At 35.4% G+C, this 11720-nt stretch carries 12 protein-coding genes; all 12 read right to left on the reverse strand.

Features of this window, described 5'->3' with window-relative positions:
• The 12 genes from SBH76_RS03705 to SBH76_RS03760 all read right to left on the reverse strand — a co-directional run bounded on the left by SBH76_RS03705 (position 1) and on the right by SBH76_RS03760 (position 11718).
• Positions 1 to 366: a phosphoribosyl-AMP cyclohydrolase gene (locus SBH76_RS03705; protein ID WP_314758074.1), complete on the reverse strand. Its 366-nt coding sequence runs from the start codon at positions 364 to 366 to the stop codon at positions 1 to 3.
• A 37-nt stretch (positions 367 to 403) separates the two neighbouring features.
• Entirely contained in the window at positions 404 to 937 is a 534-nt protein-coding gene (locus SBH76_RS03710) for a Holliday junction resolvase RecU (RefSeq protein WP_317976818.1), read from the reverse strand.
• Positions 909 to 1931 (reverse strand): RluA family pseudouridine synthase, encoded by a 1023-nt coding sequence (locus SBH76_RS03715; RefSeq protein WP_317976819.1) that lies wholly within the window; start codon positions 1929 to 1931, stop codon positions 909 to 911. Before SBH76_RS03715 ends, SBH76_RS03710 begins: the two co-directional genes overlap by 29 nt.
• Positions 1931 to 2470 carry a hypothetical protein gene (locus SBH76_RS03720; RefSeq protein ID WP_317976820.1) on the reverse strand — a complete coding sequence of 180 codons (540 nt, stop codon included), beginning with the start codon at positions 2468 to 2470 and terminating at the stop codon, positions 1931 to 1933. The genes SBH76_RS03715 and SBH76_RS03720 overlap by 1 nt, the downstream gene beginning before the upstream one ends.
• Positions 2467 to 3111, reverse strand: coding sequence for an HAD family hydrolase (locus SBH76_RS03725; protein ID WP_317976821.1), 645 nt, complete (start codon positions 3109 to 3111; stop codon positions 2467 to 2469). Before SBH76_RS03725 ends, SBH76_RS03720 begins: the two co-directional genes overlap by 4 nt.
• Entirely contained in the window at positions 3108 to 6266 is a 3159-nt protein-coding gene (locus SBH76_RS03730) for an AAA domain-containing protein (protein ID WP_317976822.1), read from the reverse strand. Before SBH76_RS03730 ends, SBH76_RS03725 begins: the two co-directional genes overlap by 4 nt.
• The gene (locus SBH76_RS03735; protein WP_317976823.1) at positions 6263 to 6964 is read right to left on the reverse strand and encodes a pseudouridine synthase; all 702 of its coding nucleotides are present in this window, start codon (positions 6962 to 6964) and stop codon (positions 6263 to 6265) included. Before SBH76_RS03735 ends, SBH76_RS03730 begins: the two co-directional genes overlap by 4 nt.
• Entirely contained in the window at positions 6964 to 8370 is a 1407-nt protein-coding gene (locus SBH76_RS03740; RefSeq protein ID WP_317976824.1) for an RsmB/NOP family class I SAM-dependent RNA methyltransferase, read from the reverse strand. Before SBH76_RS03740 ends, SBH76_RS03735 begins: the two co-directional genes overlap by 1 nt.
• Positions 8371 to 8436: 66 nt before the next feature.
• A complete protein-coding gene (locus SBH76_RS03745; RefSeq protein WP_034214565.1) occupies positions 8437 to 9102 on the reverse strand; it encodes a hypothetical protein in 666 nt (221 codons plus the stop codon).
• Entirely contained in the window at positions 9095 to 9598 is a 504-nt protein-coding gene (gene coaD / locus SBH76_RS03750; RefSeq protein WP_315086317.1) for a pantetheine-phosphate adenylyltransferase, read from the reverse strand. Before coaD ends, SBH76_RS03745 begins: the two co-directional genes overlap by 8 nt.
• Before the next feature lie 2 nt (positions 9599 to 9600).
• A complete protein-coding gene (gene rsmD, locus SBH76_RS03755) occupies positions 9601 to 10155 on the reverse strand; it encodes a 16S rRNA (guanine(966)-N(2))-methyltransferase RsmD (protein WP_317976825.1) in 555 nt (184 codons plus the stop codon).
• A gap of 3 nt (positions 10156 to 10158) precedes the next feature.
• Complete coding sequence (locus tag SBH76_RS03760; protein ID WP_317976826.1) at positions 10159 to 11718, reverse strand: L,D-transpeptidase family protein; 1560 nt, start codon at positions 11716 to 11718, stop codon at positions 10159 to 10161.
• Positions 11719 to 11720: the final 2 nt, after the last annotated feature.

Raw genomic sequence — 11720 nt, forward strand, 5'->3', positions numbered from 1 at the left:
TTATATTTCCTCTATCTCATTTGCAAAGCAGCTTTTTTTGCTGTCGTCACATGCAGGACCCATAGGATAAACTTTTATTAAAAGCGCATTCTTTTCTCCGTTTAAAAACAGTTCCCTGACATATTGATAATTTCCGTATTTTTTTCCCTTTACTATAGCCCTCTTATGAGATTTTGAGTAATAAGTCAAAAGTCCTGTGGCAAGTGTTTTCTCCCATGCATCTTCGTCCATATATGTATACATAAGTACAGTATGATCTATATAATCCTGTACTATCACCGGAAGCAGACCTTCACTGTTTAATTCTAAATCTTTCCACTCAAAGTTTGTTTTTCCGTTATAAATTCTTGCATCTATTTGTTTCATTTATGTCTCCTTTATATCCAACTTTTTCAATCCTCTTTTAAGATTCCTTACTGAGATATAAGCTAAGGCTCTCTAAATAATGCACTATAATATCACCCTTTTTAGGTATCAAATATTCCTCATTAAGCTCTTCATACTTAAAACTTTTTTTACCGCCTTCATTCATCCTTTCAAAAAAAACTTTAAGATCCTTTAGCGGTAAATATATTATCTTATCAAGTGATTTAAAAAATATAATAAGAAAAGCTATGCCTCCTTGCCTTTCAAACTCCTCCATGAACTTAAACTGGTGCTCATGCACATTTGCGAGTGAAAAGCTTGTACTTGCACATTCTTTGGCATCAAAACATACAGGTATTCCCTGAACGACTCCTATATAATCAACTGTGGACTTTTTCTCAAAATATGCCAAAGTGATATGCCTTGAAGCTTTGTCAATATCAATCGGAGTAATCGGAGTGGGAATCTTTTGAATAAGTGCAAGTCCGCTTTCTCTGTACTTTTCATTGGAGTAGTTGATATACTCTTCCAAAGCGGATCCTCTAAGGCCTCTTGTTTTCCAAGTACCCATCTCCTATCACCTTTCTGAAATCATTATTATATGAAGCCTCAAAGCACTTTCCCTTTAAAGCTTTAAATGTATCCGTATCTGAAATATCACTGTTAGGATATACAAGTCTGAATGAATGTAAAAGCTGAGACTTTATACCGTACTCTTTTTTAAACTTTTCATTCACAGACTTCTCTCCGTATTTAAAATCCCCTATTATAGGATGTGATATTGAGGATAAATGCGCCCTTATCTGATGAGTTTTTCCTGTTATAAGCTTTACCAAAAGCAGTGTAGCATCTTTAAAATAATCAAGTACCTCGTATTCTGTCTGTATAAAATCCGCACCTTCAAAGGACTTATTTTTGACGGTGACTTTATTGGTCTTTTCATCCTTATAAAGCCAGGCATTAATACTTCCAGTTTTTTCCACTCTGCCTTTTACCAAAGCCAGATAAAATTTGCTCACAGCCTTTGTTTTTATAAGTTCATTATTTACTCTCAGGCCTTCCAGAGTCTTTCCGCAAACCATAAGTCCTGAAGTGTTTCTGTCCAGTCTGTTACATATGGAAGGCTTGAATGTATTTAACGCCTTAGAATCAAATTCAAGATATTCAAGTAAAAGATCGTTTACCGATATATCGTTTTCATTTGATTTCTGTGATAAAAGACCTGCAGGTTTATTTATTATAACAGTATTTTCATCCTCATATACTATATATGATTTGAAGGCTTCTATACTTTTTTTATCAGCTTTGGGCTTTCCCTCTATATCTTTTATATTTATCGCCTTTTTCCCTGATAATTTTTCAAAACTTTCATCTGAAAACCAAAGCTTGATACTTGCCCCGGACTCAAGCCTTTCCTTACCGTCAGCTTTTTTATCATTTAAAGTAATATTCTTTTTTCTAAGCATCTTGAAAATAAATCCTGTATTTGCATTTACAAATATTTTTTCCAAAACCCTGTCAAGTCTTTGTCCGCTTTCATTTTTTCCTACAATTATTTCAATCATTATACTGAAAGGCTTTTAAAGATAGCCCTTATCTCATCTAAATTTTTGTCATTTGCATCTTTACTTTGAACAAACTTTTTCATTTCACTAAAGCTGTCACAAATCTTCACACTGACCTTGATACCGCCTATTTTCATTCTCTCTTTGATAAATTCCTCGGTTTTTGACTTATCCGCCTTATTGGAAAGAATGCCGAAGATTCTTTCTTCATTGATATATATTATATCAAGAGGCATTACCTGCTCCTTCATTGTAAGGATTATATCAAATAAAAAATGCTTATCATCAAGATATTCCTTTATCTTCTCATATTCAAAAGATTTATACTTAAACACCACCAAAAAAGGTGACAATAGGTTTGCCATAGGAAGTACCATAAGTATGGATGAAACCAGAAGTATCCTTGAAATATCGGCATTTTTTGTAAGCTTTGAAGATATAAAAAGCAAAAGTATAATAAAAACAAAAAATCCTATAATTATTCCGTTTTTTATTTTAAAGTACTTTCTGTACCCGTACTCGCCTTTTTTCTTTGTCATAGCAATTCCCTGTAGTCATCTATATAATAATCCGCCAGTTCCTTTTTTCTTTCTCTGACATCTCTTGAGAAATCATCCTCTATAGCACATACCTTCATTCCGGCAGCTTTTCCGGCTATGACTCCTGCTACCACATCTTCAAATACCAGACATTTTTCCGGTTTAACTCCAAGAAGTTCTGCCGTTCTTAAATAAACATCAGGTGCCGGCTTCCCTTTTTTTACCTCATCCGATGTGGTAATAACCTCAAAATAATCTTTCATATTTAAGGAATTCAGTACCGCATCCACCATGTTTTTGTTATTGCTGGTTGCAATTCCCATTTTGATTCCTCTTGACTTTAAATGCTCCAAAAATCTTGTGCAACCGGGCTTTTCTTTCACTTCATACTTATATTTATCAAGCGCCATATCTTCCCAGTCCTGACAGATTTTTTCCACACTGTCTTTTATACCGAACTTCTTTTTAAAATAAATCGCTGTTTCATGAAAGCTTATTCCGTCTATTTCATTTTTCAAATTATCATCGTACTCAAATCCGAATCTTTCCAAATACTCGGCATCTATATCAGGCCACATCCACATGGAATCTACCAAAGTGCCGTCCAGATCGAATATACATGCATCTATATCTTTTATCATAAACTACCTAAATCTGTATTCTCATCTATAAGCTCGGGATGTTCCTTACTGTAAGCTGTTATAACCTTATTCACTTTGCTTATCACTTCACTTCCCAAACCCATGTAAAGTTTTTTATCTCCTACTATATAAAATTCCTTCTTTGCTCTTGTAGCCGCAACATTCATCATATTGGCCTCGCTTACCGCCCAGCTTGCGGCACCCTTACTGTTTGTATCCGCTCCAAGCACCATAAATACTATCGGCGCTTCTTTTCCCTGGAAAGTATGTATGGTTCCTATATTTGTGACTTTTCCGTTTTCTCTTCTGGTAAAGCCTATCTCATCAAGCTTTCTTGACAGCCTATAAGCAACATTTTTAAAAGGTGATATTATATAAATAGTGTCACTCTCATTTTTATCCAATATCTTAGGATTTGACTTTGCCATATCCTGTATCTTTTTTAGAAGGAATTCTCCCTGTTCCTCAACATACTTATCTACTGCCTTACCGTTTATATCATACCATCCGGTTTTTCCATAGCCCTCATTGCCCTGTACCATAAGATTCTGATATGAAATCTCATTTGATATGGTAAACATAGGATATTTACAGCGCCTATGTACCCAAAGCGGAACACCGATCCAGGAATCCGCTTCCTCTTGCCCTTTTGTGTAAAAACCGTATTGACTTGCGGCATCCACCAAGGTCTGTACTGACGCAGACTCAGACAAGTACTTTTCACTTACATTATAGCTTTTTGAAAGCAGTGCAAGTAAACCTCCATCCAAAGTAAGCACAGGCTTTATCTGGAAAGGATCTCCCACTACCATAATACTCTTGCTTCTAAATATCGCACCTATTGCAGCCTGAGGTAGAGCCTGTCCCGCTTCATCTACAAATGTATGTCCCAGAATATTCTCATCAATATTTTTTAACATCCTTGAAAAGCTGGCAAAGGTAGAGCTGATAACAGGAATAGTAAGGTTTATCCAATTCCAAGAGATGTTAATCAATCTCTTATTTTCCATATATTTACTTTGGTTTCTCCATATGCTTACAGCAGCTTTAATATTTTTTCTGTTATCATATAAAAACTGCTTTCTTACACCTAAAGCCAATACAAAGAGCTTAGACTGCTCCACTCTGTAGTTTTCATCAAACCATGGATTTGAGAGCTGAAGCTTTTCATAATCACTACCAAAGTCAAGTCCTCTAGATATAATTGTATTATCAACATCGAATTCACTTATTATCTGAGTGCATTTTTCTTTTCTGTTATTTAAGTTTTGCTTCCACGCTTCATACTGAGTATTCTCATTATCTACCACATTCCTTTGAGTATCTATAGATTTTTTCAGCTCATTTATTTTATTTTGAAGCTCATTTTCAAGCTTTCTGTAGGTCTCATCTTCATCAAATAAAGCCTGAAGTTTATTTTGCAAAACATTTAATTCATTTGTAAAGTTCTTATTTTTATCAGAATTAAAAAGTGATGAGAAAAATCCGGGCTTTTGACTCTGCTTTGCTTCAAAAAGCATTTTTTGATTTGCAATACTTCCTGCAAGTTCTTCTCTTTTTCTTTTAGTATTATCAAGTGAGCTTGAAGCCTCATTAAGACTTACAATTTTCTCCTTTACAGACTCTTCAGCTTGCTCCCTTAATACGGCAATCTTTTTTCTTCTCTCTTCATCCTCATTTAATAAAGTATTCTCAATTTTATTAAGCTCGGACTTTGCATTATAATAAGCATCAAATTTATTCTGTAAGCTTTTTGCATCATTTCTAAGACTTAATACTTTTTTATATTGATTTTTAAATTTATTATAAATTTCATCATCAGGCTCATACTCATTTTCAAGACAGTTTACTATACATTCTATCCTGTTAAGTATATTGGTCATATTGTCGGACTTACCGCCCTCAAGGGAAAAAGAGCCCCAGAATTTTTCTTCACCGGTATCCTCAAGTATCAGTTCTTTTTTACTCTTTCCGTCTTCCTTAACCCAATTTTCTTTTACATTCTTGTTTGCAATCTCTTTAAAATAGTCTATAGCCTCAAGCCCAGGTAAAATATTTTCATCAATACCCTCTTTTAGAGGCAGTTCATTTACAATATTTTGCACCGCACCGTTATTTGAGCTTGCAACAACTATATTGTTTTTTGCAATACTATCAGGAAGCTCACCTATTGAAGCTTTATCAAAATATCTGGTTAATTCACTCCCCTTAATATATTTTTCAGAAAGTCCGCATATACTAAAAGCCTGATCTACAATAAGTTGTGCAAAGATATCTTTTAAAAGTGTAGTCTTACCCGTACCCGGAGGTCCGTTTACACTTCTCATTTGATTATTATCAAACCCTATAGTAAGATTTACAGCCACCTGCTGCATAAAAGAAAGCGCAAATTTTGTATTGCTTGGAAACCTTCCAAGAGGATAATTTTCAGGACTTAAAATCTTTTCAAACTCTGTCTTATTAAACCAAGAAGAATCTTTTTTGCTGTCCAAATTTTTTCTTCCGGTTGTTTTGCCATACAGGTAATCATTCAGATTTTTATTGTCTATTCTCTTAGCCTTTGTCAAATCGTCCACGAAAAATGAATGAAGATTTGTGGCGTCGGTTTCAATATTATTTAAAAGTTGTACACGACAATTCTTTAAATCTATTCCGTATTTATTTAAAACAGTTTCAACAGTCTTATCAAATTTTTCGGGATCATCTTCACAGTTTTCAAATCTTTGTTTCAGCTCATCTTTTAAATCCTCTTCAAACTTATGAAACTCCGACTCTGTAGGCACTTTTTTATAATATCTCATATATGCGCTTGCGCTGAAAAATAAATTTTCGTCAATATAACGCAAAGTTTTATCAAAATACAGTGCCATACTGAATTTATCACCGTAATTTATATCGCCTTCAGGCTTTGCTATTCCATATGTTTTCCTAAGAAAATCAACCACCTCGCTAAAGGCAAATATATCCAAATAAAATACCAAACCTGAATTCTTATATCTTCTGATATTCGCTTTTTCAATCAATGAATTAAAATAATCAAAGTATTTTTTATCTGTTAAATCGTCAAGTCTCAGATTCTTTTTATCCCTAAGACTTATATCTCCCTCAGAGAGATGTTCAACCATGATCCATGCGTCTAAAATATTATTTTTCATCTCTTCAGCATCTCCATCTCAATATCCGTTATTTTCCTGCTTTCCCCTTTTTTCAGTTTCAAATCTTCAAGTCTGAGTCCTCCGAAGGCAACTCTTTTTAAATAAGTCACCTCTCCTCCTAAAGCTTTTACCATTCTCTTTACCTGATGAAATTTACCCTCATGTATTGTAAGCATTATTTCATTAGAGGATATAATTTCAAGCTTTGCAGGTTTGGATACTTCACCCTCTCCTATGTCCAGCCCGTTTTTTGTCATCTCTACGGCATTTTCATTTAGTTTACCTTCAAATATCGCATAATAAGTCTTATCCACATGTGATGAAGGTGATACAAGTCTGTGATTTAAATTCCCGTCATTTGTAAGTATTAAAATACCCTCTGTATCCAAATCAAGCCTTCCTACAGGTACGATATTTTTTCTTTTTGAATCTATCAGCTCCATAACGGTTTTATGTACATTATCTTTAGTAGCACATACATATCCTGCAGGCTTATAGAGGATAAATGTTTCAAACTCATCTACTTCCACCTCTTTGCCTTCAAAGTATAATTTATCTTTTTCACTGTTCAGTTTTTCCTCAGGCTTTTTTACTACATTGTCATTTATCCTTATCTTACCGGCTTTTACATATTTTTTTATTTCCTGACGACTTCCAAAGCCAAGTTCTGAAAGGATTTTATCAACTCTGACAATCATTACATCCATCTCCAACCTTGATAATACTTATTTTTACAGCTCTTTTTATTCTGCTTTACAAATCCCAATGAAAATCCGTCTACACATACAAGTCTGATTCCCATATATTCGTCATCCGCTTCTATGGTTTCACCCTTTAAATACTTTATTACTCTTTCGTCCGTTGCGCTTAAGTTTAAAGGATTTTCCCATTCATCAAACTTTATATTCATTGCCAATGCCTGAAAAGGCTCAAATCTGTTCTTTTTTATCTCACCAAGCAGCAGGCCGGTTCTTATATAGTGTAAACTCTTATCTATCAAAGCATCCTTTGGAAGATAGTATGCATAATCCTTATTTATAAAGATTCTCTCATAATCCCAGTCTCTTTTTATTTTTCCAAGAAACTCAAATAATTCTTCCGGAAGCTTCGGTGATTTTCTTTTCTTTTTATCTTTTGTTTTATTTTCATTTTTTTCAACGGCTCTATCATCTTTTTTAAGCCTTGCTACAAAATGTCCTTCTCCCTTTATCTTGTGTGGGAAAAGTCTTATTGTTCCCGGCAAAATTTTAGACTCTTCAAATCCGAAATCCGGCTTTATTTTATCTATTTTAAAGTCAGGATGATTTTCTAAAAACTCCGATAAGCTTCCCTCATCTTCCACTTTAGAATATGTACATGTGGAATATACCAAGGTTCCGCCGGGCTTTAACATCTTCGCAGCCTCGTTTAATATACTGACCTGTAATCCTGTGAAAAACTCCGGACCCCTTCCAAGATATGCCCTAAAAACAGCACTGTCACGCCTGAACATACCCTCACCGGAACATGGTGCGTCCACTATTATCTTATCAAAATATTCAATATACACCTTAGAAAGATTCTTCGGATCCTCATTTGTTATCAAAACATTGTCAATTCCGCTGACCTCAATATTTTTTTGAAGCGCTTTTACTCTGGAAGCCGAAAAATCATTTGATACCAATAAACCTTCACCTTGAAGATATGATGCTGCCTGTGTCGATTTTCCTCCCGGAGCGGCACAAAGATCAAGCACCTTATCTCCCGGTTTTATACCTGCCACCATTGCAGGTGTCATAGCTGAAGGCTCCTGTATATAATAAAGCCCTGCAAAATAATACGGATTTTTAGATATACTCTTTATTTTTTCAATATTACTTAAAGAAGGTGTTGTCAGTACTCCCTTTTCTTCTTCAAAGTAAAATCCCTCTTTGACCCACGGAATCTCTTTAAAATCTCTGTCAAGAATCTCTTTAAGTTTTTCCTTGGTAAGCTTTAATAAATTTGTTCTGATACCTACATAAGGCTTTTCATCCAGAGATTTGATATATGCATCATAATCTCCTTCTAAAAGCTCCTTCATGGCATCTACATAGGACTTCGGTAAATCCTTTTCCTGTATCATATATACCTCAATCTAAATCAATCTTATTACGCAAAAAAGGGCTTGTTGCAAGCAACAGCCCCATAATTATTCCTGTGTATTCTGATCTGCCGGAACAATACTGGTTGCAAGTTCCTGTCTGTTCTTATCGATCTCTCCTGTATAAAATTGCAATGAACTCAAATATTGATTGAATCTGTTCTGACTCTCAATCATTGTCCCCGAGATTATTCCCTGAAGACTTTGAAGCAACTCATCGGTATAAGATATAGCCGCCTGTCTGACACTGTTGGCCTCATTTCTTGCGTCATATACAATATTGTTGGCTTCCATTCTTGCATATTCCAATATTTTATCGGATTCCGCATATGCAGTCTGCATAATCTGATTTTCATTTACAAGTTGTGACTTTAACTTGTTTGCCTCGTTCATTATTGCATCAGACTCTTTTCTTGCGCTCAGAACAATTGCATCAGCCTTTCTCTTTGCCTCATCCCTTATGGAATTGCTTTGAATATTTGCATCGAGTATAAGCTTCTCAGCTCTGTTTTTTGCATCTGTTAAAATGCTGTCCTTATTGCTGATAACTTTTTGTGACTGTGTGACCTCCTCAGGTATCTCCTGTCTCAACTCGTTCAATAAGGCTATAAATTCTTCTTTATTTACCTTTATTATTGAATTGGACAGTGCAACGGTTTTACACCTCTCCACAAATTCTTCTATCTCAGTTATCACCTGTTCAATTCTACTCATGATCTCTCCTCAAACCTTTTTCAATCAGTCTTTTCGTTACCATTTCTCTGATATGGTCTCTTACAAAATGACTGATATCTCCATTATATACCGCAATTTCCTTAACAATACTTGAACTCAAATATGAGTATTTCAAGCTTGAACTAAGAAAAACAGTTTCCAGATTCGGTGCAATTATTTTATTTGTCTGAGCCAATTGTAATTCATATTCAAAGTCTGTAATTACTCTAAGTCCTCTAACCAATATATTACAATTTTGCTCATGTGCAAAATCCACCAATAATCCTGCAAATTCTAAAACTTCCACATTAGGCAAATGTCCCACTACACTTTTTATCATGTCCACTCTTTCAGCAGGTGTGAAAAGAGGATCTTTGGTGTTATTGATAAGTACTCCTACAATAAGCTTGTCAAACATCTTTGATGCTCTTTCAATAATATCGATATGTCCGTTAGTAATAGGATCAAAACTTCCCGGATAAATAGCTTTAGCCATAGTCACCCTCGCTTATGCATAAAAATATGTTTATTAGACTTATACTCTTTGACCTTATCTATATACCAATCCTTTGATAAATGTGTGGTATCAGTCTTAAATTCTTCTTCAATTATAACCAATGTATGCTCATCAATCAATGTGGAATTTATTAAAATATCGAAACATTTATCTTCAAATCCCTTTTGATATGGCGGATCGATAAAAACAATATCAAATCTTTTGCCATGTGTTTTTATCTTTTCTAAATTTGCCTCAAAGCTTCCCTTTAGAATGGTAGCTTTATCTATCAGCTTTGTGTGCTCAAGGTTTTCTCTTATGCACCTTATAGCCTCTCTGTCTATATCACAAAAATATGCTTCTTTTGCGCCCCTGCTTAAGGCCTCAATACCTATTCCGCCGCTTCCGGCAAACAAATCAAGGAAGGTGGCGTTATAGAGTTCATTTGAAATCATATTAAATAATGTTTCTTTTATCTTATCGGTAGTAGGCCTTGTGGAAGTACCCTTTGGCGTTTTTAAAATAAGACTTCTTGCAGTTCCCGAAATTACTCTCATTTATTACTGTCCTATTTCAACAGCGGATTTGATTTCTCCTGCCTGTGTAGTGTCACCTATAGGCTCTACAGTAGCCTCTGTCGCACTGCTCTCACTTGAAGATGAGGATTCTGTAGGTGCAGGAGCGGCGACAGTCGGTGCCAAATTATAGCAAAGTACAGGAAAACCGCTGTCAACGTAATCGTATAATTGCTTTGCTATTGCAGGAGGAAGGTTTACACAACCGTGTGAACCTGAAGTCCTGTATATTTGACCTCCGAAAGCCGATCTCCACGGTGCATCATGAAAACCGATACCTCCGTTAAAAGGCATCCAATAATCTACCGGAGTTGAATATCCTTCACCCTTTAAAGTCGCATTTCTGGTCTTATAAGTAAGCGGGAATGCACCCGGAGGTGTAGTCCAGTTCTTTGCAACATTGCCCGATACAAAATCACTCTCAAGTACCTTTGAACCGTTCTTTATTACAAACATATGCTGAGTTGTAAGGTTTACTTCAACATATGAATTGCCGTAGTCATTCTCACCGTGTGAAGCCGCTTTTCTTGAGAACTCAGGTTCTCTCTTTGTGGTCTCACCTGCCTCGATAAGAGATTTTATAGTTGCCTTTTCCTTTTCGGCATCAACTTTCCATCCGTATGATCCACCTGATATTGTTACAGTAGGACCGTAAGATGTCTTCAATGTTTTCGGCTTACCTATAGTGTTATAAGCATTTGAAATTGTCTTTACAAATGAAGCAACTCCCTCATCCGATATATTTACAGATCCGTCACTGTTCACAGTTAACCATTTATGTATAGTATCGCCGTTCAAAACATTGAGCTTATCATATGAAATTCTGGCAGATATATACTTGTTCAGATTTGTAAGTGCAAGGTTAAGTGTAGGATCGTCCGATCTTTTTGCCGGCTTTTCATACAAGTCGTTTTCTTCATAGTCAAGATTTATATCATCGTTTAAAACGATGAGCTGACTCTTTATATACTCTTTTGCTTTCTTTACATCAAGTGTATTTCCCTCGACTTCAGGTATGATGGAGTATCCCGAACCCTGAACAAAATCGGAAATTTTAGCATCTACAGGCGCAACAAATTTGGACTCGTCAAACGCTCTCAGTTTTGAAACGGTATCCTCAAACTTGTTGTCATCCACCGTAAATGAGGATTTGATTTTCAAGTCCTTTTCACCGCTCATATTTGCAATCCATGCCATACTGTTTTGCTGATGTAATAAATCCTCAAGTGAAGAGTCCTCAACAAAGGCAAGACCTACATCACTTCCCTTTATTATCTCATCATTATTATCTCTTGATCTTATTTTACTCTCAAAATTATCTATCTGCTTGGACATCACCTGTCTGACTTCATCAACGGTTTTTTCCGAAGCATCTATGCCGTTTATTATTGTATGTGGGAAAAATTTTGTTCTGTAAGTGTTTGCTTTTACAGTATAGCAACCCGCTATGAATACAATTCCAAGCACCGCCACACCGAGTGCAAACTTATTTCCCTTCTTCTCTTTTTTACCTCTTTTTCTTGGTTCTTTTTTATTCTCAGCCATAC

The sequence above is a fragment of the Lachnoanaerobaculum sanguinis genome (genome assembly GCF_033242365.1).
Classification (GTDB): Bacteria; Bacillota; Clostridia; order Lachnospirales; family Lachnospiraceae; genus Lachnoanaerobaculum; species Lachnoanaerobaculum sanguinis.